Source organism: Paenibacillus borealis, assembly GCF_000758665.1.
Lineage (GTDB): Bacteria > Bacillota > Bacilli > Paenibacillales > Paenibacillaceae > Paenibacillus_AQ > Paenibacillus_AQ borealis.
This window is the reverse complement of record NZ_CP009285.1, coordinates 7139468-7162253: the sequence shown is the minus strand read 5'-3', so window position 1 is coordinate 7162253 and position 22786 is coordinate 7139468. Positions and strand designations below refer to the sequence as shown.

11 protein-coding genes, 16 tRNA genes, 2 rRNA genes and 1 riboswitch are annotated in these 22786 nt (G+C 52.0%); of the genes, 27 read left to right on the top strand and 2 right to left on the bottom strand.

Annotated features, from left to right (window positions below; all coding sequences use genetic code 11):
* The first annotated feature begins 37 nt into the window (after nucleotides 1–37).
* The 19 genes from PBOR_RS30235 (at nucleotide 38) to PBOR_RS30145 (ending at nucleotide 7866) form a co-directional block, all read left to right on the top strand.
* On the top strand, nucleotides 38–913 hold the full coding sequence (locus tag PBOR_RS30235; RefSeq protein ID WP_042217612.1) for a nucleotidyltransferase-like protein: 876 nt from the start codon (nucleotides 38–40) through the stop codon (nucleotides 911–913).
* Between the two features lie 437 nt (nucleotides 914–1350).
* Nucleotides 1351–2908, top strand: a 16S ribosomal RNA gene (locus PBOR_RS30230).
* A 335-nt stretch (nucleotides 2909–3243) separates the two neighbouring features.
* Nucleotides 3244–6169, top strand: a 23S ribosomal RNA gene (locus tag PBOR_RS30225).
* Together the 16S and 23S rRNA genes with 16 tRNA genes alongside form the textbook arrangement of a ribosomal RNA operon.
* A gap of 62 nt (nucleotides 6170–6231) precedes the next feature.
* A tRNA-Asn gene (locus tag PBOR_RS30220) sits at nucleotides 6232–6307 on the top strand.
* A 3-nt stretch (nucleotides 6308–6310) separates the two neighbouring features.
* A tRNA-Ser gene (locus PBOR_RS30215) sits at nucleotides 6311–6400 on the top strand.
* A 51-nt stretch (nucleotides 6401–6451) separates the two neighbouring features.
* Nucleotides 6452–6523, top strand: a tRNA-Glu gene (locus PBOR_RS30210).
* Nucleotides 6524–6528: 5 nt separating this feature from the next.
* A tRNA-Val gene (locus PBOR_RS30205) sits at nucleotides 6529–6604 on the top strand.
* A 33-nt stretch (nucleotides 6605–6637) separates the two neighbouring features.
* Nucleotides 6638–6714, top strand: a tRNA-Met gene (locus tag PBOR_RS30200).
* Nucleotides 6715–6718: 4 nt separating this feature from the next.
* Nucleotides 6719–6796: transfer RNA gene (locus PBOR_RS30195), tRNA-Asp, on the top strand.
* A gap of 128 nt (nucleotides 6797–6924) precedes the next feature.
* Nucleotides 6925–7000 (top strand) — tRNA-Phe (locus PBOR_RS30190).
* A gap of 20 nt (nucleotides 7001–7020) precedes the next feature.
* Nucleotides 7021–7096: transfer RNA gene (locus PBOR_RS30185), tRNA-Thr, on the top strand.
* Nucleotides 7097–7101: 5 nt separating this feature from the next.
* Nucleotides 7102–7187 (top strand) — tRNA-Tyr (locus tag PBOR_RS30180).
* Nucleotides 7188–7192: 5 nt separating this feature from the next.
* Nucleotides 7193–7266 (top strand) — tRNA-Trp (locus PBOR_RS30175).
* Between the two features lie 27 nt (nucleotides 7267–7293).
* Nucleotides 7294–7369: transfer RNA gene (locus PBOR_RS30170), tRNA-His, on the top strand.
* A gap of 48 nt (nucleotides 7370–7417) precedes the next feature.
* A tRNA-His gene (locus tag PBOR_RS30165) sits at nucleotides 7418–7493 on the top strand.
* Between the two features lie 18 nt (nucleotides 7494–7511).
* Nucleotides 7512–7586: transfer RNA gene (locus PBOR_RS30160), tRNA-Gln, on the top strand.
* Nucleotides 7587–7592: 6 nt separating this feature from the next.
* A tRNA-Gly gene (locus PBOR_RS30155) sits at nucleotides 7593–7667 on the top strand.
* A 10-nt stretch (nucleotides 7668–7677) separates the two neighbouring features.
* A tRNA-Cys gene (locus PBOR_RS30150) sits at nucleotides 7678–7751 on the top strand.
* A 36-nt stretch (nucleotides 7752–7787) separates the two neighbouring features.
* Nucleotides 7788–7866: transfer RNA gene (locus PBOR_RS30145), tRNA-Leu, on the top strand.
* A gap of 155 nt (nucleotides 7867–8021) precedes the next feature.
* On the opposite strand, the gene PBOR_RS30140 is transcribed toward PBOR_RS30145, so the two are convergent.
* Nucleotides 8022–8942 carry an aldo/keto reductase gene (locus PBOR_RS30140; RefSeq protein WP_042217611.1) on the bottom strand — a complete coding sequence of 307 codons (921 nt, stop codon included), beginning with the start codon at nucleotides 8940–8942 and terminating at the stop codon, nucleotides 8022–8024.
* A gap of 155 nt (nucleotides 8943–9097) precedes the next feature.
* On the opposite strand from PBOR_RS30140, the gene PBOR_RS30135 reads away from it, so the two are divergent.
* From PBOR_RS30135 to lacZ, 4 genes are all read left to right on the top strand, one after another.
* Nucleotides 9098–9478: a MerR family transcriptional regulator gene (locus PBOR_RS30135; RefSeq protein WP_042217610.1), complete on the top strand. Its 381-nt coding sequence runs from the start codon at nucleotides 9098–9100 to the stop codon at nucleotides 9476–9478.
* Between the two features lie 418 nt (nucleotides 9479–9896).
* Nucleotides 9897–10000: riboswitch (purine riboswitch) on the top strand.
* Between the two features lie 159 nt (nucleotides 10001–10159).
* On the top strand, nucleotides 10160–11572 hold the full coding sequence (allB, locus tag PBOR_RS30130; protein WP_042217608.1) for an allantoinase AllB: 1413 nt from the start codon (nucleotides 10160–10162) through the stop codon (nucleotides 11570–11572).
* 19 nt (nucleotides 11573–11591) lie between these two features.
* Nucleotides 11592–12152: a cysteine hydrolase family protein gene (locus tag PBOR_RS30125; protein ID WP_042217607.1), complete on the top strand. Its 561-nt coding sequence runs from the start codon at nucleotides 11592–11594 to the stop codon at nucleotides 12150–12152.
* A gap of 379 nt (nucleotides 12153–12531) precedes the next feature.
* Nucleotides 12532–15597 carry a beta-galactosidase, LacZ type gene (gene lacZ / locus PBOR_RS30120; protein ID WP_042217605.1) on the top strand — a complete coding sequence of 1022 codons (3066 nt, stop codon included), beginning with the start codon at nucleotides 12532–12534 and terminating at the stop codon, nucleotides 15595–15597.
* 47 nt (nucleotides 15598–15644) lie between these two features.
* On the opposite strand, the gene PBOR_RS30115 is transcribed toward lacZ, so the two are convergent.
* A complete protein-coding gene (locus PBOR_RS30115) occupies nucleotides 15645–16526 on the bottom strand; it encodes a helix-turn-helix domain-containing protein (protein WP_042217602.1) in 882 nt (293 codons plus the stop codon).
* Between the two features lie 171 nt (nucleotides 16527–16697).
* Here PBOR_RS30115 and PBOR_RS30110 point away from each other — a divergent pair, with 171 nt between their 5' ends.
* The 4 genes from PBOR_RS30110 to PBOR_RS30095 all read left to right on the top strand — a co-directional run bounded on the left by PBOR_RS30110 (nucleotide 16698) and on the right by PBOR_RS30095 (nucleotide 22037).
* A complete protein-coding gene (locus PBOR_RS30110) occupies nucleotides 16698–18086 on the top strand; it encodes an MATE family efflux transporter (protein WP_042217601.1) in 1389 nt (462 codons plus the stop codon).
* A gap of 458 nt (nucleotides 18087–18544) precedes the next feature.
* Nucleotides 18545–19411 (top strand): ABC transporter permease, encoded by an 867-nt coding sequence (locus PBOR_RS30105; RefSeq protein WP_425415555.1) that lies wholly within the window; start codon nucleotides 18545–18547, stop codon nucleotides 19409–19411.
* 15 nt (nucleotides 19412–19426) lie between these two features.
* Nucleotides 19427–20320: a carbohydrate ABC transporter permease gene (locus PBOR_RS30100; protein ID WP_042217600.1), complete on the top strand. Its 894-nt coding sequence runs from the start codon at nucleotides 19427–19429 to the stop codon at nucleotides 20318–20320.
* A 115-nt stretch (nucleotides 20321–20435) separates the two neighbouring features.
* A complete protein-coding gene (locus PBOR_RS30095; protein WP_042217599.1) occupies nucleotides 20436–22037 on the top strand; it encodes an extracellular solute-binding protein in 1602 nt (533 codons plus the stop codon).
* Nucleotides 22038–22786 lie beyond the last annotated feature (749 nt).

The window sequence follows — 22786 nt, the reverse complement described above, 5'->3', positions numbered from 1 at the left end:
ACTGGATGCAAAATCGCCAAATTTGATGGAGGGAAGTATGGAACTGTCCAATTTGACCCTATTAAGTGGGGAGACATTTGATGAGAATGTTCTTGGAGCCGTTGCTTTGCGGCAAAGAGGCAATGCCACATTTCAGAGTGCGCTGCTGCACGATTTTGATATGGTGGTGCTCATGCTGCATGAGGAACAGGAGACAGAGCGAATCATAACCCACACCATTGCCGGGGACCGGCGGACGCAATCGGTGCATGTGGGTCTATCTGCTTTGGAACGCGCTGTGATGGCAGGGGACAATAATGAACTTCTTACCAGCTTAATGTCCGGTGAGGTGATCTGGGACCCAAAGGGGATATTGGCGGAGATGCGGAAGGAACTTATTCAGTTTCAAGGTCCGCTGAAAGAGCGGGTACTGTTTATGGAATTCTCCCGTTTTTTACATATGTATGTGAAGTCGAAACGATACCTTGAAGCAAGCTGTACTATGGATGCGTATAATTGCGTGCTGATCGCTCTGTATCATTGGGCGCGGATAGAAGTGAGTGAGGCAGGATATTTTCCGGAACCCGCAGTTTGGGGACAGGTCAAGAATTTGAATTCTCCGGTTCATAAGTTATATGAAGAGCTGACAGTAAGTACGGAGACGCTGGAGCAGAGAGTCGAGCTGATTCTGCTGGCCTGCGAGTTTGCCATAATGTCAAAAATGTCGGATTGTTGCACCATGCTGCTCCATATCCTGAGCAGCCGCAAGGAGGCGTGGAGTATTAAAGAACTTCTGCAGCATTCAGGGCTTAGTCAGCTCCAGGCGGAGCTGCCGCTTGTTCTGCGCAAGCTTGTATCGCGTTCATTAATTAGAGAAATTACTTCTTGGGCTGTAGAGGCCGGGGATGGACATGCAATCCGTTATACCCTTTAGTTACGAGATATGTCCACGGGTAAGAATAAACCTATAATAGATAAAGTAAGCAGGAGGACGGAGAGAGGTTGTGTACTCTCTTTTTTTATTTGTCCTGTTCTGCATGAGCGGTAAAAATCAGGGGAATATTTAGGGTTGACTAGGGCGCAACTTATGTGATAAATTATAACTCGTCCCTCTGACATAACGATGCGCTGCAAAGCAGTCGTAAATCAGCCGAAAAAAGAAGTTGAAAAAAAGGTTGACTAAAACGAGGACGCTGTGATATATTATAAAGGTCGCTGCTGAAACAAACGTCGGCGACGAAACATGAGACATTGATCTTTGAAAACTGAACAACGAGTGAGTATCGGAGATCGCTTCGGCGAGATCCAAAGTAGAGAATATAACAATTCTCGTCAGATGTTTCAAAATGAGCAATCGCTCTTTCTAAATACAATTTGGAGAGTTTGATCCTGGCTCAGGACGAACGCTGGCGGCGTGCCTAATACATGCAAGTCGAGCGGAGTTTGAATGGAAGCTTGCTTCCATTCATGCTTAGCGGCGGACGGGTGAGTAACACGTAGGCAACCTGCCCTCAAGACTGGGATAACTACCGGAAACGGTAGCTAATACCGGATAATTTCTTTCCTCTCCTGAAGAGAGAATGAAAGGCGGAGCAATCTGCCGCTTGGGGATGGGCCTGCGGCGCATTAGCTAGTTGGTGGGGTAACGGCTCACCAAGGCGACGATGCGTAGCCGACCTGAGAGGGTGAACGGCCACACTGGGACTGAGACACGGCCCAGACTCCTACGGGAGGCAGCAGTAGGGAATCTTCCGCAATGGGCGAAAGCCTGACGGAGCAACGCCGCGTGAGTGATGAAGGTTTTCGGATCGTAAAGCTCTGTTGCCAGGGAAGAACGTCCGGTAGAGTAACTGCTGCCGGAGTGACGGTACCTGAGAAGAAAGCCCCGGCTAACTACGTGCCAGCAGCCGCGGTAATACGTAGGGGGCAAGCGTTGTCCGGAATTATTGGGCGTAAAGCGCGCGCAGGCGGTCATTTAAGTCTGGTGTTTAAACCTTGGGCTCAACCTGAGGTCGCACTGGAAACTGGGTGACTTGAGTACAGAAGAGGAAAGTGGAATTCCACGTGTAGCGGTGAAATGCGTAGATATGTGGAGGAACACCAGTGGCGAAGGCGACTTTCTGGGCTGTAACTGACGCTGAGGCGCGAAAGCGTGGGGAGCAAACAGGATTAGATACCCTGGTAGTCCACGCCGTAAACGATGAGTGCTAGGTGTTAGGGGTTTCGATACCCTTGGTGCCGAAGTTAACACAGTAAGCACTCCGCCTGGGGAGTACGGTCGCAAGACTGAAACTCAAAGGAATTGACGGGGACCCGCACAAGCAGTGGAGTATGTGGTTTAATTCGAAGCAACGCGAAGAACCTTACCAGGTCTTGACATCCCTCTGAATCCGCTAGAGATAGCGGCGGCCTTCGGGACAGAGGAGACAGGTGGTGCATGGTTGTCGTCAGCTCGTGTCGTGAGATGTTGGGTTAAGTCCCGCAACGAGCGCAACCCTTGACTTTAGTTGCCAGCAGGTCGAGCTGGGCACTCTAGAGTGACTGCCGGTGACAAACCGGAGGAAGGTGGGGATGACGTCAAATCATCATGCCCCTTATGACCTGGGCTACACACGTACTACAATGGCCGGTACAACGGGAAGCGAAACCGCGAGGTGGAGCCAATCCCAGCAAAGCCGGTCTCAGTTCGGATTGCAGGCTGCAACTCGCCTGCATGAAGTCGGAATTGCTAGTAATCGCGGATCAGCATGCCGCGGTGAATACGTTCCCGGGTCTTGTACACACCGCCCGTCACACCACGAGAGTTTACAACACCCGAAGTCGGTGGGGTAACCCGCAAGGGAGCCAGCCGCCGAAGGTGGGGTAGATGATTGGGGTGAAGTCGTAACAAGGTAGCCGTATCGGAAGGTGCGGCTGGATCACCTCCTTTCTATGGAGAATCGTTTCCTGCAACGGAAACATTCAAATCGGAAGCTAAAGCTTCCAAAACTCAGGTTTAGGCCTGTTACTCACTCGTTGGTCAGTTTTGAGAGTTTAAGCTCTCATGTAAGAAACTTGATCCTTGAAAACTGGATACCGAAACGAATTTGCGTTTTAGAACATCTTTTAGCTGAAACTTGTGAAAGCAAGTTGAAATAGTTATTAGTGCAGAACGAAGGTTTTCGATTGTGCAGCGACCTTTGGCTTTGAATGTGTTGGTGAATGGAGCAATCCATGAGCAGCATTCAAAACAAGATGAGCAAACAAGCGAAACACCGGAGTGACGGTTAAGCTAATAAGAGCACACGGAGGATGCCTAGGCGCCAGGAGCCGACGAAGGACGTGGCGAACAACGAAACTGCCTCGGGGAGCTGTAAGCAAGCTTTGATCCGGGGGTGTCCGAATGGGGAAACCCAGCTGTGGTAATTCGCAGTTACTCATTTCTGAATACATAGGAAATGTAGAGGCAGACCAGGGGAACTGAAACATCTAAGTACCCTGAGGAAGAGAAAACAATAGTGATTCCGTCAGTAGCGGCGAGCGAACGCGGAACAGCCTAAACCAAGGGGCTTGCCTCTTGGGGTTGTGGGACGTCTCACATGGAGTTACAAAGGAATATGGTAGGTGAAGAGGTCTGGAAAGGCCCGCGATAGAGGTAAAAGCCCTGTAGCCTAAACTGTGTTCTCTCCGAGACGGATCCCGAGTAGTGCGGGGCACGTGAAACCCCGTATGAATCCAGCAGGACCATCTGCTAAGGCTAAATACTACCTGGCGACCGATAGTGAAACAGTACCGTGAGGGAAAGGTGAAAAGCACCCCGGAAGGGGAGTGAAATAGAACCTGAAACCGTGTGCTTACAAAAAGTCAGAGCCCGATCTATGGGTGATGGCGTGCCTTTTGTAGAATGAACCGGCGAGTTACGTTTAACATGCAAGGTTAAGGTGAGAAGCCGGAGCCGCAGCGAAAGCGAGTCTGAATAGGGCGACTGAGTATGTGGACGTAGACCCGAAACCGTGTGATCTACCCCTGTCCAGGGTGAAGGTGCGGTAACACGCACTGGAGGCCCGAACCCACGCATGTTGAAAAATGCGGGGATGAGGTGGGGGTAGCGGAGAAATTCCAATCGAACTCGGAGATAGCTGGTTCTCCCCGAAATAGCTTTAGGGCTAGCCTCGGTGAATGGAGTGGTGGAGGTAGAGCACTGATTGGGTGCGGGGCCCGCAAGGGTTACCAAGCTCAGTCAAACTCCGAATGCCATTAACTTCTTGCCGGGAGTCAGACAGTGAGTGCTAAGATCCATTGTCAAAAGGGAAACAGCCCAGACCATCAGCTAAGGTCCCCAAGTGTGTGTTAAGTGGGAAAGGATGTGGAGTTGCACAGACAACCAGGATGTTGGCTTAGAAGCAGCCACCATTGAAAGAGTGCGTAATAGCTCACTGGTCGAGTGACTCTGCGCCGAAAATGTAACGGGGCTAAACACACCACCGAAGCTATGGCTAGATGCTTTGCATCTGGGGTAGGGGAGCGTTGTATGTGGGTTGAAGGTGTACCGTAAGGAGCGCTGGACAGCATACAAGTGAGAATGCCGGTATGAGTAACGAAAAGATCAGTGAGAATCTGATCCGCCGAAAGCCCAAGGTTTCCTGAGGAAGGCTCGTCCGCTCAGGGTAAGTCGGGACCTAAGGCGAGGCCGAAAGGCGTAGTCGAAGGACAACAGTTTGAAATTACTGTACCACCGTAATCCGCTATGAGCGATGGGGTGACGCAGGAGGGTAGTGACGCGGACTGATGGATGTCCGTCTAAGCAGTGAGGCTGGTGTGTAGGCAAATCCGCACACCGTAAGGCTGGGCTGTGATGGGGAGCGAAAATTGTAGTAGCGAAGGTCATGATCTCACACTGCCAAGAAAAGCCTCTAGCCAGGAGAAGGTGCCCGTACCGCAAACCGACACAGGTAGGCGAGAAGAGAATTCTAAGGCGCGCGGAAGAACTCTCGTTAAGGAACTCGGCAAAATGACCTCGTAACTTCGGGAGAAGAGGTGCCTCGGTAGGGTGAATAGCCCGAGGGGGCCGCAGTGAAAAGGCCCAAGCGACTGTTTAGCAAAAACACAGGTCTGTGCGAAGCCGCAAGGCGAAGTATACGGGCTGACGCCTGCCCGGTGCTGGAAGGTTAAGGGGAGTGGTTAGGAGCAATCCGAAGCTGTGAACCGAAGCCCCAGTAAACGGCGGCCGTAACTATAACGGTCCTAAGGTAGCGAAATTCCTTGTCAGGTAAATTCTGACCCGCACGAATGGCGTAACGACTTGGGCGCTGTCTCAACGAGAGATCCGGTGAAATTTTAATACCTGTGAAGATGCAGGTTACCCGCGACAAGACGGAAAGACCCCATGGAGCTTTACTGCAGCTTGATATTGAATTTGGGTACGATCTGTACAGGATAGGTGGGAGCCGTTGAGGCAGGAGCGCAAGCTTCTGCGGAGGCGCCGTTGGGATACCACCCTGATCGTATCTAGGTTCTAACCTAGTACCCTAAGCGGGTACGGGGACCGTGTCAGGCGGGCAGTTTGACTGGGGCGGTCGCCTCCTAAAGAGTAACGGAGGCGTTCAAAGGTTCCCTCAGAATGGTTGGAAATCATTCGCAGAGTGCAAAGGCATAAGGGAGCTTGACTGCGAGACCTACAAGTCGAGCAGGGACGAAAGTCGGACTTAGTGATCCGGTGGTACCGCATGGAAGGGCCATCGCTCAACGGATAAAAGCTACCCTGGGGATAACAGGCTTATCTCCCCCAAGAGTCCACATCGACGGGGAGGTTTGGCACCTCGATGTCGGCTCATCGCATCCTGGGGCTGAAGTAGGTCCCAAGGGTTGGGCTGTTCGCCCATTAAAGCGGTACGCGAGCTGGGTTCAGAACGTCGTGAGACAGTTCGGTCCCTATCTGTCGTGGGCGCAGGAAATTTGAGAGGAGCTGTCCTTAGTACGAGAGGACCGGGATGGACGTACCGCTGGTGCATCAGTTGTTCCGCCAGGAGCATGGCTGAGTAGCTACGTACGGACGGGATAAGCGCTGAAAGCATCTAAGCGTGAAGCCCCCCTCAAGATGAGATTTCCCAATTAGTAAGACCCCTTGAAGACGACGAGGTAGATAGGTTGGAGGTGGAAGTGCAGTAATGCATGGAGCTGACCAATACTAATCGGTCGAGGGCTTATCCAAAAATCTACAACGCAGATTCGTTTCGGATTCAGTTTTCAGGCGATCAAGCCTGATATGTATATTCCCTGATAGCTCAGTTGGTAGAGCACTCGACTGTTAATCGAGTTGTCACAGGTTCGAGTCCTGTTCGGGGAGCCATCTGGAGAGGTGTCCGAGTTTGGCCGAAGGAGCACGATTGGAAATCGTGTAGGCGCCACAAGCGTCTCGAGGGTTCGAATCCCTCTCTCTCCGTAGCAATACCTTCCCTGTAAAGGGATGTGAAGTAGAATTATTTAATAGCATGGCTCGTTGGTCAAGGGGTTAAGACACTTCCCTTTCACGGAGGTAACATGGGTTCGAATCCCATACGAGTCATATATGGAGGCTTAGCTCAGCTGGGAGAGCATCTGCCTTACAAGCAGAGGGTCGGGGGTTCGAACCCCTCAGCCTCCACCATCTATCTTTAACAGAATAGATCTTTACCATTGACGCGGGGTGGAGCAGCCCGGTAGCTCGTCGGGCTCATAACCCGAAGGCCGCAGGTTCAAATCCTGCCCCCGCAACCAATTTGGAACCGTGGTGTAGTTGGCCTAACATGCCTGCCTGTCACGCAGGAGATCGCGGGTTCGAATCCCGTCGGTTCCGCCATCTTTATTGCTTCAGGGATGAGAATTCCCAGGGCTCGTTGAAGCATAGGCATCGTAAGGAATACATCGCAATCTCGTAACGGAGTGAAGAGTATCCCGTCGGTTCCGCCATTTTCATAAAAAGTGTTTGGCTCGGTAGCTCAGTCGGTAGAGCAAAGGACTGAAAATCCTTGTGTCGGGGGTTCGATTCCCTCCCGCGCCACCATATTTCTTACAACTTAATATGCCGGTGTAGCTCAATTGGTAGAGCAACTGACTTGTAATCAGTAGGTTGGGGGTTCAAGTCCTCTCGCCGGCACCATCCTCGGAGGCTTAGCGAAGTGGCCAAACGCATCAGACTGTAAATCTGCTCACGTACGTGTTCGGTGGTTCGAATCCATCAGCCTCCACCATTTTTAGGGGCATAGTTTAAAGGTAGAACAACGGTCTCCAAAACCGTTGGTGTGGGTTCAATTCCTGCTGCCCCTGCCAAGTAATATCATATAAAAGTATAATATGGCGACCGTGGCGAAGGGGTTAACGCACCGGATTGTGGTTCCGGCATTCGTGGGTTCGAGACCCATCGGTCGCCCCATTTCTTTTATAAGAGTTAGAAGGCATTGCACTACAATAGTATAATATGGCGACTGTGGCGAAGGGGTTAACGCACCGGATTGTGGTTCCGGCATTCGTGGGTTCGAGACCCATCAGTCGCCCCATTTTATTAAATCAAATGTTGGGGATTAGCCAAGCGGTAAGGCAACGGACTTTGACTCCGTCATTCATAGGTTCGATTCCTATATCCCCAGCCATTATATGCGGACGTGGCTCAGCGGTAGAGCATCGCCTTGCCAAGGCGAGGGTCGCGGGTTCGATTCCCGTCGTCCGCTCCATTTTTTATTTGGTGCCATAGCCAAGTGGTAAGGCAAAGCTCTGCAAAAGCTTTATCCCCAGTTCAAATCTGGGTGGCACCTCCATTATTTTTCTTAGAACTAATTCAATAGTTTGTATACGCCGGCGTGGCGGAATGGCAGACGCGCTCGACTCAAAATCGAGTGGGAAACCGTGGAGGTTCGAGTCCTCTCGCCGGTATTCAAATAAAAAGCTTGCAGGAGTGCTTAATAAAGCATTCTGCAGGCTTTTTTAATGTCATTGATATAACTACACCAAAGCTCCGGAACCCAAGGAAATGGATTCCGGAGCTGTATTACTTAGCTGAACGAGATAATGTTTAATACGATCTAGCCTTATGGAAGCACATTACCCGCAGCGCGGTAGATCTCGTACCATTCCTGGCGGCTGAGCGTAATATCCGAAGCTTTGGCGATGTCGAGCAAACGCTTAGTGTTGGTGGTGCCGACAATCGGCTGCATCTTAGCCGGATGGCGCAGAAGCCAGGCAATGGCAATAGCCGTATCGGCTACCCCTTTTTCCGCAGCCAGACGGTTAATGACTTCATTCAGCTCCGGGAACTTCTCGTTGCCGAGGAATACGCCTTCAAAGAAACCGTATTGGAATGGCGACCAAGGCTGAATGGTCATATCATGCAGGCGGCTGTATTCCAGGATGCCTCCATCATGGACTACGGATCCTGAGTTGGTCATATTGACGTTAATTCCGGAATCGATCATGCCGGTGACCATTACGCTGAGCTGAAGCTGGTTAAACAGCAGGGGCTGCTTCACGTTCTTTTTCAGCAATTCAATCTGCAGGGGATTCTGGTTGCTGACGCCGAAGTGTTTAACCAAACCTCTGCTCTCCAGCTGATCAAAGGCTTCTGCTACTTCCTCAGGCTCCATGAGGGTGTCCGGACGGTGCAGCAGCAGGACATCGACATAGTCGGTCTTCAGGCGCTTCAGACTGTTCTCTACCGAGTTTACAATATGCTCTTTGGAGAAGTCGAAGAAGCCGTTTCGGATCCCGCATTTGGTCTGAATCATCAGCTGATCCCGCATGCCGGGACTTGCGGCCAGCACGTCGCCGAACACTTCTTCAGCTTTACCGGCAGCATAAATGTCAGCGTGATCAAAAAAGTCTATACCGGCCTCGAGGGCGCTGTGAATATGTACATCAGCCTCTTGGGGAGACAAGTCAGCGATCCGCATGCAGCCCAGGGAAATTTCAGCGACCTCAAGCGCACCATTAGCAGCGTTAATTCTTTTTACCATTAATTATTCACTCCTTAAATGAAGGTACAGTGTTAAGCTTAGACCTTAGAGTTAGGTGTAAGTCAATAGATTTGTAGAGCGGCTTTTCATAGAAAGCGATTGGTGTTACCTTTAGAAGTGAAACCGATATCATCTGACTGAAGGGAGCTGCAATAATGGGATACAGCATAAAAACCATAGCACAAAAAAGCGGATTGAGCCAATATACGCTGCGTTACTACGAACGGGAGGGTGTATTGCCGGTTGTGGCAAGGGACGTTAACGGCAACCGGTGTTTTGACGATGAGGATCTGGAACTAATTTCATTAATCTGCTGTCTCAAGGATACAGGTATGGCCATTGCCGACATTAAGCAATTCATCGCTCTCTCCAAGGAAGGAGTAAGCGCATTACCCGATCAGCGCAGACTGCTGCAGGAGCATAAAGTGCATATTGATGAGAAGATCAAGTTCTTCCAGAGCTTTGCACAAAAGGTGGATCATAAAATTGCTTATTTTGCCTCACTGGAGAATGAAGCGAAAGCAGCCAGATCCTAATTCTGAGTGGCATGGCTATATGATTATTGTCGCTGCAATGAAGAATTGGAAATGCTGCAGACAGGACTCATACGCTTAATGGAACTGACCCGACAATGGGAAGAAATATGAACGTAGTAAGGCCGTAACTTAAGACGAAATCCTTGCAGGAACCGGGTTCCCGGGTTTTTATAAGCCGCGTATAGAGAGGCATCGGGATTACACGAAGATTGAGTAATGAGGCGAAGGCGGAATCCAGAGAATCTTTTATGTTATTTTATGTAACATGTATATTGACCATTTCTTGACAAAGCTGTTTGAAATCTTGACGCAGGGCCTCCTGATGATATGATAAAGGTACTTAAGGAAGCCGATACCGGATATTGCGTTATATAATATGACGCGAGTTTACCGGGGATGGTTACTTAGCAGATGGACTAATCAAATAAGCTCTTGCTCTTGTATAAGCTCAATAATCCGGTTTGAGCGTTTCGACCAGGCGACCGTAAATTGCCCCAGGCTACAGGAGGTATATGATAGGAATTGCTTTTCACTGTGCGGATCTGTCCGGGTGAGGCAGTGTTTACTATTATGTGCCTTTTGTACCCTGGGTTTTTTGTTGTGTACAGAAGCGGGGAGCTGATTTGCCGGGTCCGGCCAAAGCGAGGATTCATCCAAATCATAAAGAAGAGGTGTGTATTCATGGGTTATGAACTGATCATTAAAAATGCGAGCATTCCGCAAGGCGACAGACAGGTACTGACGGACATTCTGGTGAACAAAGGCGTTATCGTAGGGTTCGCTAAGGATATCGACGCGGAAGCAGATGCGATTATTGATGCACAGGGCAAATTGGTGCTGCCTGGAGTCATTGATTCGCACACCCACTTTAATGATCCGGGGTTCACTCACCGTGAAGACTTCGTTACCGGGACCAGCAGCGCGGCGGCGGGCGGGGTTACGATGATTGTAGATATGCCTTGCTGTAGCGTACCGTCTGTACGTTCGGTGGAGAACCTGCATAACAAGCTCAATGCACTTGAAGGCAAAGGGATCGTCGACTACGCGATGTGGGGAGGAATTACCGGCGAGGATGTACGTAATGATGTGCTGAACATTGTGAAGGAGCAGGCGGCTGAGGGTGTGGTTGCTTTTAAAGTATATATGACGCCATCCGTGCCGTCCTACCCGCGTGTGACCGATCCCGAGATGCTCGAAGCCTTCTACGCTGTAGCCGAAACTGGAATGCCAATCGGAATTCATGCCGAGAATTATGCCATCTGCGATTACTACACCCAGAAGCTGAAAAAAGAAGGACGGATGGATTACCCGGCATGGGCCGAAGCCCGTAAGATTCTCGCGGAAAAAGCGGCGATCCAGCTGGGCATCAGCTTCTCGGAGGAATCGGGAGCCCGTCTGCATATCGTGCATATGAGCACTGCGGCAGGCAATCAGCTGATCAAGGAAGCGAAGCTTAAAGGAGTGAAGGTGACAGCGGAATCCTGTCCGCATTACCTGACGCTGAACGCGGTGGATGCGATGACGGAGTTCGGGACTTTTGCCAAAATCGCACCTCCGTTGCGCCGTCCGGAAGATAATGAAGCGCTCTGGCAGGGACTGGTGGACGGAACGATCGACTTCATGGCTACCGACCATGCCCCTTATGAGATTGCTACGGAAAAGGATGCGCCAGGCATGGATGTCTGGACTTCCTTCCCGGGGATTCCGGGTGTAGAAACACTGGTACCGATTATGATCAGTGAAGGCTACAACAAAGGCAGACTGAGCCTTTCCCGCCTGGTGGAGCTGCTGTGCACGAACCCGGCTATCCACTATGGCCTGTATCCGAAGAAGGGCGCGCTGGAAATCGGCACCGATGCCGACTTCACGATTGTGGATCTGGAGAAGGAATGGACGCTCGACAAAGATAAAATGCACTGCAAACCGAAATACACCCCGTTCCACGGAATGAAGCTGAAGGGCAAGGTGGATAAAACCATTGTCAGAGGCACTCTGGTCTATGATGACGAGCTTGGTGTGGTCGGTAAACCGGGATATGGCGAGTTCGTGAAACGGCAGACGATCAGCGAGCTTCCGCGTTTGCTGAAATACTAGGAGAGGGAGAGTGAGCATAATGTCTAAACACGCAGTAGTAATTATAGATATGCTGAATGACTTCATTCATCCCGATGGAGCACTGACTTGCCCGAACGGTGCGGCAATCGTGCCTGCGATTCAGGAGCTGATTGAATTTAGCCACGAGAATGACATTCAGGTGATCTTCGTGCAGGAGGCGCACCGGCAGAATGATGCCGACTTCCGGGTTAGGCCGGTTCATGCGATTAAGGGTACCTGGGGATCGGACTTCATAACCGAACTGACCCCGCAGCCGGATAAAGGCGATTATATCGTGCAGAAAAGACGGCATAGCGCCTTTAGCTATACGGATATGGACCTGTTCCTCCGCGAGGAGGGGATTGATACGGTGGTGGTTACCGGAGTATGGACGAATGTCTGCGTCCGCTCTACAGCCTCTGATGCAATGTATCACACCTATAAGGTCAAGTGCATCAGCGACTGCTGCGCCTCCAAGGATGAGGAGATGCATGTCTCCGGTCTGCGGGATATCGGGATTTTTGGCGAGGTGCTGACTCTGGCCGAGTATAAAGAAGTTAATGCTGTTGTAAAAGGCTAATGTGACGAAAGGTTAGTGCGATAAAAGGCTAAACCCCTTACTTTAAAAGCTCCATGCTGCACGGCGGTTGCCGGTCAGCTGGGGCTTTTTATGATTATGTGCGTGAAAGCGGAGTGGGGGGTGTTCCTCTTAATTCAGATAAATAATCCAGCAAAAACGGTAAATATGCTATTCCATTTGCGGCTGCTAAAAGCTTAAGATGCAGTAAGAGGACAGGGTCAAATGCTCCAAAGTCAGCTATGTGCACCTTAGTTGCGATCCTGCACTATGAACCTGCGAAGGTCTTGGGTAAAATGAAGCTGGAACTGCTGACGCAGACGGTAAGGAATCATGGAAGTGAATAAAATCATTGTGAGAGAACATTAAGGAGGAAAATATAATGCCCAGCAACGAGCCAACTCTGAAGTGGTTAAGCGATGTTTCGGTATTTAAGGTGAACCGATTGGAAGCGCATTCGGACCACCGTTATTATAAGACGATGGAGGAGGCGGAGAGGCAGGCCCCAATGGAGCTGCGCCACTCACTGAACGGTGACTGGAAATTCAGCTATGCGGTCAATGCTGCCAGCCGGGTCCAGGAATTCTATAAGGCTGAATATGATACCAGAGGCTGGGGGGATATTCAGGTGCCCGGTCATATCCAGCTTCAGGGGTACGGCAAGCCGCAATATGCCAACACGATGTATCCATGGGATGGGCTTGATGCTGTGCGGCCGCCGGCGATTCCGGAGGAGAGCAATACGGTGGGAAGTTATGTGAAGTTCTTCGAGGTTCCGGCGAATATGGGGAACGGGCCGGTCTTTATTTCTTTTCAGGGAGTAGAGGCGGCCTGTTATGTCTGGCTCAATGGACATTTCGTGGGTTACAGTGAAGACAGCTTCACACCTGCGGAATTTGAGCTGACACCATATCTGCAGGAGGGTGCGAACAAGCTGGCCGTTGAGGTCTATCAGCGCTGCACGGGCAGCTGGCTGGAGGATCAGGATTTCTGGCGGTTCTCGGGTATCTTCCGCGGGGTGTATCTGTATACCGTGCCGGAGCTTCATGTGCAGGATCTGCGGATTAACGCGGGGCTGGATGCTGCCTACCAGCAAGGAACGTTAACGGCTGGACTCAGCATGGCAACGGCGGCGGATGCTTTGGTAAAGGTTGAGCTGAAGGATGAAGCAGGAATGGTTGTGGCAGAAGATGAGGTGCAGGCGGTAGGTGGAAAGGCGGCCTTTACCCTGCAAGCAGGTACGGTCTCCCTGTGGAGTGCTGAGAATCCGTATCTCTACAGCGTCTGCATCTCTGTATTTAATAATGGCGGAGAACTGGTGGAGGCGATTGTGCAACGGGCGGGATTCCGCACATTTGAACTGAAGGACAAGCTGATGCTGCTAAACGGCAAACGGATTATATTTAAAGGGGTTAACCGCCACGAGTTCAACAGCCGCAGAGGGCGGAACATTACCAAAGAAGATATGATCAGGGACATCATCATTCTGAAGCAGAATAATATCAATGCTGTGCGGACCTCGCATTATCCGAATCAGACGCTCTGGTATGAGCTGTGCGATGAGTACGGAGTGTATGTGATTGATGAGATGAATCTGGAATCCCACGGCTCGTGGCAAAAGATGGGCGCGGTTGAGCCGTCCTGGAACATTCCCGGTGATAAACCGGAGTGGCAGGATATTGTAATGGACCGTGCAGTGTCGATGCTGGAGCGTGATAAAAACCATCCGTCCATCCTCATCTGGTCCTGCGGCAACGAATCGTATGCGGGTGAGGTGATTCTGAATGTGTCCCATTATTTCCGCAAGACCGATCCGGGGCGGCTGGTGCACTATGAAGGGGTATTCCATAACCGTAAATATAATGACACCAGTGATATGGAGAGCCGGATGTACGCCAAGCCTGCGGATATTGCCGAATACCTGGAGAGCCAGCCGGATAAGCCGTACATCAGCTGCGAATATATGCATGCCATGGGTAACTCGGTAGGGGGACTCCATAAGTACATCGAGCTGGAGAGCCGGTATCCGCAGTATCAGGGCGGATTTATCTGGGATTATATCGACCAGGCACTGGTTACTAAAGACAGATATGGCGAGGAGTATCTGGCCTATGGCGGTGATTTTGATGACCGGCCGACGGATTACAGCTTCTGCGGCAACGGGATTGTCTACGCTGACCGGACTGTGACCCCGAAGATGCAGGAGGTGAAGTTCCTCTACCAGAACATCCGGCTTGTACCGGAACGGGATGCAGTGAAGATCATCAACGGTAATCTTTTCGCGGGGACGGAAGGGCTGCGGCTGGAGTACCGGCTGTACCGGGAAGGGCGGCAGATCTTCAAGGGGGAACAGGAGGTGGCGGTTGCGCCGCAGGCAGAGGGGAGGATTCCGCTTGCGCTGCCGGAGGTGTCAGGAGCTCCGGGAGAGTACACGCTGGCGGCAAGCCTGTTGCTGAAGGAAGCGGAGCTATGGGCTGAGGCGGGATTCGAGACAGCTTACGGGGAGCACGTCTTCTGGATAGAAAAGGCTGAGACTGCGGCGGATCAGGAGAAGGTTATGCTGCCTGCGGCTGGAGAGTTCAGGGTGATCGAGGGAGACGTGAACATTGGCGTAACCGGCCGCGGATTCGCTGCCCTGTTCTCCAAGCAGGCAGGTTCGCTGGTGTCGCTCTGCTACGGGGGGCGTGAGATGATTGCTACTCCGCCTGCTCCGCTGTTCTGGCGGGCAACCACGGACAATGACAAGGGAACTTCGCTTGCTTACCACGCAGGCGGCTGGTTCGCTGCCAGTCTTGCCCGCAGCTGCACGGCGGTAAGGCTTGAGACCGGGAAGGACCGGGCCACGGTGACCTTTGACTATGCATTCAGCATCAGCCGGGAGCTGAAGACCCGAATTGAGTATACGGTCTACGCAGACGGCAAACTGCGGGTCCGTATGGTCTATACCGGAGCGGCCGGCTTGCCGGATGTGCCGGTTGTGGCTGTGTCCTTCCGGATGTCCGCCGATTATGGAGAGTCGGACTGGTATGCCCGCGGGCCGGAAGAGAATTACAGTGACCGCGCGTATGGAGCGCGTCTGGGACGCTTCCGGCGTAAGGTGACGGAGCTGCCGTCACCTTATCTGGTGCCGCAGGAGTCCGGCAACCGTACTGGCGTACGCCAGGTACGCATTACGGACGAGCGCGGCTGCGGGCTGCAGATTCAGGCGGCTGCAGGAGAGCCGCTGGAATGTACGCTGTCGCCATACACAGCGTTCGAGCTGGAGCAGGCAGCGCATCCTTATGAGCTGCCTAAGGTGCACTACACGGTTGTCACCATTGCCGCGCAGCAAATGGGTGTCGGCGGTGATGACAGCTGGGGAGCGCCGGTACATCCGGAATACCGGATCCCTGCGGACCAGCAGCTGGAATTCGAGTTCTGGGTGACTGCGGCGGTGCCGGAGGCATAATGAAATGACAACAGGCCATCAGCGGGGGAACACGCTGATGGCCTGTTTCATGAGAACCGCTGGCGGTACTGGCGCGGTGACAGCCCCTCCAGCTTCATGAAGCTGGAGCTGAAATAAGGCGCCTGGTTGAAGCCGACCTCCTCGGCAATCCGGGCGATGGGGAAGCTGGTCTGCATCAGCAGCAGCTTGCTCTGATCGATCCGGTAGCGGAGGAGATACTCCATAGGCGAGCAGCCGTACTCTTTATTCATACAGCGGGCGATATAGACGGGATGAAAGTTAAGGCTGTCTCCCAGCATCGCCATAGTGATCTCTTCGCGGTAATGGGCACGGAGGAAGGAAGCGGCCTGCTCGGCACATACGGTGGACTGGGAGCTGCGGTTCTCCGGAGTCACAGAAGCGGCCAGCAGCTGCAGGATTTCCTGGAAGAGAATCTGCTGCCGGAAGCGGACCGATTCCAGGTGGGCAGTGGCTTGCAGCTGTCCCAGCTGGGCTAACAGCTCTTCGATCTTGGCCGGCTGCAGCAGGGTGACGAATTGCGAGAGTGCAAGATTAAACGAGCTGATATTGAAAAACGAAGCGGGCAGGCCCCCTACGGGCTCATTGGGGCTGCCGGAGTCAAGTCCGGAGCCGGGCAGTGCAGGCCAGTCATGGAAGGTTTGAAAATGAAGCCAATAGTAAGCAGTCTCCTCCCGGCAGCCCTCTGTTCCGAAGTGGTGGCAGTCCGGACGCAGGATCAAGGCGTCTCCTGCCTTCACCGTGAACCGCCGATCCTCTTCACCGATGTACAGGCAGCCCCTGAGAACGACGAGCAGATCGAATACTTTGATATGCTGGCGGTTCGGATGCTGATAGCCGGGAGAGTATTGATTGAAGCCGCTTGTAATATAATGCGGCAGCGGGGGGACGCGGAATAGGAGCGGATTCATTGTAACCTCCTGAAGGATGGTTTGGATATTGAAAGTTTAGGTTTGAGAATTGGTACATTTCCCAGAGTATATCACCTATAATTTATTTCTAGCAAGCTGGAAACGCAAGGCTTGATGCACAGAATTATAGCAGCCGCATATCGGCAGAGGAGGGTTTATTCAGTGAAACCCATGGGTGGGAAGAGCGGACTGTGGATGCTGGCCTGGCCTATTTTTATTGAAATATTTCTGCAAACGCTGCTCGGGACAGTAGATACCATCATGGTCAGCCGGATCTCTGATGATGCTGTTGCGGTTGTAGGCATTTCGAATCAATTATTTGGCGCTTTGATTACGCTGTTTACCACGTTCGCTGGAGGAGCCGGGATACTGATTGCCCAGCGGCTCGGCTCCGGCCGGAATGAAGAGGCACGTGCCATTGCCATCATGGGGGTAAGCGTCAGCACAATCCTGGGATTTGCCGTCAGTATCCTCCTGTTCTTCTATTCTGATCCCATTGCGCGGATGCTTCACATTACAGGAGAACTGATTCCGCTGTCGCATGTCTATCTCACTTATGTGGGCGGCGGACTGTTCCTGGTCGGAATGACTGCCTCCCTAGGCTCCGCTATCCGCAATACAGGCAATACGCAGGGGCCGATGTATACAGGAGTGGCCGTGAATGTTATTCATATCCTGCTCAATTATATTCTGATCTTCGGCATGTTCGGCCTGCCGGAGATGGGCCTCAGCGGTATTGCCGTCTCCACGATGATCAGCAGGCTGATCGGAGTGGCTGCACTGCTGTATATGTTCAGCAGTGCCTTTGAACGCAGGATCAGACTGCCTGATTTCCGGACCTTTCACCGCAAACTATTCGCGGAGATTGTCAGGATCAGCTGGCCGCTGGGATTGAACTCCTCTGCCTGGGTGCTGTCACAGCTGGTAATCTATTCTTTCCTTGCCATGCTGGGTGCCAAAGAGCTGGCTGCACGTACCTATCTGAACACGCTGGAGTCCTTCTGCTTCACCCTGGGCTATGCCATAGCGATGGCCGGGCAGATCCAGATTGCCCATCTCTTCGGCGCAAGACAGACGCAGGAAGCTTATCGCGGGGCTTACCGGACGCTATTCATCGGGCTGGCCATCGTCAGCGCCAATGTGCTGCTGCTCTATCTGTTTGGCCGGACGCTGCTCGGATTCTTCACTGCAGATCCGGAGATTGTGGCGCTCGGAGTATCGCTGCTGGCGTTGAATCTGCTGCTGCAGCCTGCCAAAATGCTGAATATGGCTATAGGCAATTCGCTTAATGCGATTGGAGACACCCGCTATACCATGGTGATCTCGATGATTTCTATGTCGCTGATTGGCGTAGGCGGCTCCTATCTGTTCGGCATCAGCAGCGGCTGGGGGCTGGTAGGTATTTACTGCTCTATGATTGCTGATGAAGCGGCAAGAGGGGGGCTGGTACTGCTGCGCTGGCGGAAGCGGAAGGTGCTGAAGCTGGCCGAAGGGCAGTCTGCCGGGCGGCAGCAGGGAGTGAGGGAGAAGCCGGGCAAGGCTTGTTCGATGGAGCTATAAGAGTATATATGAGGAAATAAGCGTGGGGCACGCGGAATAACACCCCCGGATTCTCTCCCGAAGGAGAGTGATCCGGGGCTTATTTGCGTTCAAGCTGCGGTTACTGCACAAAAGTATGAAATGTACACCATAGGATTGGCAATAAAATACAGGAATAGCTGTAAGCTTCACTGTTCAGCTGCAGGAGGCGTCTTCTATACTCAGGTCATTCATTGGACGAAGCCATACGGGCCTTGAGGGGCAGAGGCTTCGGAGCCAGTGTGCCGCCGCAACTTATATATAGGTATAGGAGAGTGAAGGCTTTGAGACACCGCAAGCGCAAGTCGGGTATGCCACTCGCCATCCAGCTTCCATTGAAAGGAACAGGCGGGCTGTCCCCGCAGATAGAGTCCGGCACCCGTAAGAGAAGGAAGAAGGGATTTCTGCATGAGCTGATTCATAACCGGATTCTTTTCCTCATGCTGCTGCCGGCCTTGCTGTTCTTCCTGGTGAATTCGTATTTCCCGATGGTCGGCGTGTATTATGCGTTTACCCAATTTGATTTCAATTCCGGCTTGTTCGATGCTCCATTCGTCGGTCTGAAGAACTTCGAGTTTCTCTGGAAATCAGGCACGCTGATCAAGCTGACGCTCAATACCATCGGCTACAATCTGGCTTTCATCCTGCTCGGCAACGTACTGGCAATTGTCTGTGCGATTCTGCTTAGCGAGCTGCGCCACAAATGGTTCAAGAAACTGACCCAGTCGATTATGTTCCTGCCGTATTTTGTTTCTTTCGTTATTCTGAGCGTCATCGTCTACAACGTGTTCAATTATGATAGCGGTTTCTTGAACACCTTGCTGGCCCGGTTCGGAGCGGGACCTGTGGATGTCTACAATAAGCCGCTAGTCTGGATCTTCCTGATTATCCTGTTCTATCTGTGGAAGAATCTCGGCTACAGCATGGTCATCTACCTGGCAGCCATCACAGGGATCAGCGATGAGTACTATGAAGCGGCCAAAATTGACGGAGCGCATATTTTTCAACGGATCTGGTATATCACGGTGCCGATGCTGAAGTCTACCTTCGTTGTGCTGCTGCTATTTTCACTCGGAAGCATTATGAAGGGGCAATTTGACCTCTTTTACCAGCTGATCGGCAATAACGGGGTGCTGTACAACACGACTGATATTCTGGATACGTACGTCTTCCGCTCCCTCAAGGTGACCTTTGATATCGGCATGGCGACAGCGGCAGGCCTGTATCAATCGCTGTTCGGCTTCATCCTGATCATGACGGTGAATTACATGATCCGCAAAATCAATGATGATTACGCATTGTTTTAGGAGGAGAGAAAGAGCATGCATATTAAAGACGATCACTATACCAGGCTGCTGCAGGGGCTGGCATACACGGTCATTATACTCGGCTCGCTGGCGTGTCTGATCCCGTTTCTGCTGATTATATCGGCATCGCTGACCTCCAATGATTCGATTATCAGGGACGGCTACCATCTGATCCCTGCGGAGTTCTCGCTGGAAGGGTATAAGACGGTGTTTACTTTTCCGGATGAGGTACTGCGCGCATATGGCGTTACTCTGTTTACTACACTTACGGGGACGACGCTGGGGTTGTTTTTCATGACTATGGCTGGTTATGTTCTGGCCCGCAAAGATTTCAAATACCGCAATACGTTCTCGTTCTATATCTATTTCACCACGCTGTTCGGCGGGGGGCTGGTGCCCTGGTACATTATGATGACCAAATATCTGCATCTGACCGACTCTTATGGAGCCTTAATTCTGCCGGGCCTGATGACACCGTTCCTGATTATTCTGATGAAGAATTTCATCCGTTCCGCTGTTCCTGAGGAGCTGTTCGAATCTGCCAAGATTGACGGAGCGGGTGATTTCAAAATATACTGGCGGATTGTGCTGCAGCTGTCGATGCCCGGCATTGCCACGGTTGGATTGTTTCTCGCGCTGACGTACTGGAACGACTGGTTCTCATCTTCGCTGTTCATTAATGACACGCACAAGTATCAGCTGCAGTTCCACCTGTACAATGTGATCAACTCGGCTTCGTTCATTGCTAACATGGGGGCGGGAACGGGCGTGAGTCTGGGGGCCGACCTGCCTACCGAGTCTACCAAAATGGCCATGGCCATCGTTGTCACCGGCCCCATTCTGTTTCTGTACCCGTTCATTCAGCGCTATTTCGTTAAAGGCCTGACGATCGGAGCGGTAAAAGGTTAGAACCGTATGGCAGAACTGCGCTGTCACAGGCAGCTGCTATTCGGCTAACATAGGTATTGTGAGGAGCTGAACCAGGAAGAAGTATCACCAAACAACATTTTTGGGAGGGTTCATAATGAGCAAGAATGCACGGAAAAAGCCGCTCGCAGTCCTGACTGCCCTGCTGGCAGTCTCGCTGCTCACTGCGGGATGCGGCGGCAGCAACGGCAACAATAAAGAGGCAGCGGGCAACACGGACAGCGGCACAAACAATACGGCAGCAGCAACAGAGGGCACTGCCACTGCTACAGCAGAACCCGGGATTGACACCTCCAAGAAAGTGGAGCTGCAATTCTACATGCTCGGCGATGCGCCAAAGGATCTGCCGGCGATTGAAGCGGAAGTCAATAAAATGGCAGCGGAGGAGCTTAATACAACGGTTAAATTCAACTATACGAGCTGGACGGACTGGGATCAGAAATACAAGCTGCTGCTCTCCTCGGGCCAGGCGATTGACCTGATCTTCACGGCAGACTGGACGCAATATGCTTCCTATGCGAAACGCGGCGCGTTCCTGGCTCTTGATGATCTGCTGCCTAAGGCTGCACCTGAGCTGCAGAAATTCGTTCCTGAGTCGATGTGGGAGGATGTTAAGGTAGACGGCAAAATCTATACAGTGCCTGCGACGTACAAAGAATACGTGACCAACGGTTTCGTCTGGCGTGAGGACCTGCGCAAGAAATACAATCTTCCCCAGCCTACGGATCTGGCCAGCTATGAGGCCTATATGGATGGAATCAGACAGAATGAACCGGATATGATGCCGGCTTCCCTGAACAGCGATATCGGCAATAATCTTCATTATATTTATACTGAGCTGAACAAGATGGTTGGCGCGCTGCCGTATGGCATGGGTGTGAAATACGAATCGCCTACTGAGGTGTACTCCTACTGGGGCTCCGATGAGCAAAAAGAAGAGCTGAAGGTCATGAAACGCTGGCAGGAAAAAGGCTTCATTCCCAAGAACGTGCTGAATATCAAGGATACGATGCAGGACCCGGTTACTTCCGGCAAAGCGGCGAGCATGTTCGGGGATAATCCGACACGGTTCAACGATATGGTCATGAAGATCAGCACCACACATCCCGAATGGGAGCTGGGGTATTATCCGTTCGGCAAGACAACGGGGTATGCTACTCCGGTGCATCCGGTTCATAATGGTTTTGCGATTCCGAAGAGCAGCAAGAATCCGGAGCGGGCGCTCGCTTTCTATGAAAAGCTGGTCCTGGACAAACGCTATAACCAGCTGACCGAATATGGGATTGAAGGCAAGAACTATACCGTGGAAGACGGCTATTACAAGCTGCTGGGAACCAGCCAGACCAACGGCTTCACACGGGAGGGCATGAACGGCTGGGCCTGGAGAAATCCGGAGTATATGCTGTTCGACAAAGGTTTTGACGGAGTGAAGGCGATCTTCGATGAACTCGACAAGATTCAGAAGCCGGATCTGTTCCTCGGGTTTGCAGAGGACTATTCTTCCTATCAGGCGGAAAAAGCGGCGCTGGAGCAGGTCGAGAAGCAGTATCTGTTCCCGCTGGAAGCGGGACTGGTGGAGGATATCGACAAAGGTCTGGAAACCTTCATGCAGAAGGCCAAGCAGGCCGGGCTTGAGAAGATCCAGGCGGAATGGACAAAGCAGTGGAATGCTTATACTGCGGAGAAAGGTATTAAGTAGAGGAGTGCCCCGGAAGCCGCATGGCTTTTGGGGCTTTTCTATGGGCAGATGGTGGGTGCGAGGTGCAGGCAGGTGCAGGGTGCAGGTACGGACGCAGGTGCGGGGTGCAGGTGCGGGGGCAGGTGCGAGGTGCAGGTGCGGGGCGCAACGCAGGCGCATTGGTGGACGCTCCGAAAACGGAATGATGTTCCGATCGCTGTTGTATCCGGATTTTATTTATTTTTACCTTAGCGGTGAAAATCCGTATACAAAGGCGACCGCTACCGCTTCTCCACATTCATTCCGTGTTCTCCGCTGTTTAAGCGGTAGCCAGACTTGCACACAGCACTCAAGAGCAAAAGCCACGTCAGACATCGTCTTCCGTGGCAGGGGAGGAGAGCAGAAAGCCAGTCTCCGTGTATATGGAGACTGGCCAAAGATGGAGACTGGCCAATGCGGAGGGACTTCTCCGTGTGGCTGGAGGCGGGCTTGGCGTTCCGCCAAAGCCTGGAGAACATTCGCCAAAGCAGAGGAGCTTCTACGTGTAACGGGGACGAATCCTGCACAAAATACAACATTCTCCTCATGATCTCGGCCATAAACGAGAATTGTTGTATGAAATGCAGCATTTCGCCTTATTTTAGCGGATAACCGGGAGGATTGTTGTATTTCATACAACAATCCTTAAGAATACCTTTGTATCTATGGCTACGAGTTGTAATATGTACAACATTTTGGGCTTGTCACAGCCAATTCCAATGGGAACTTGG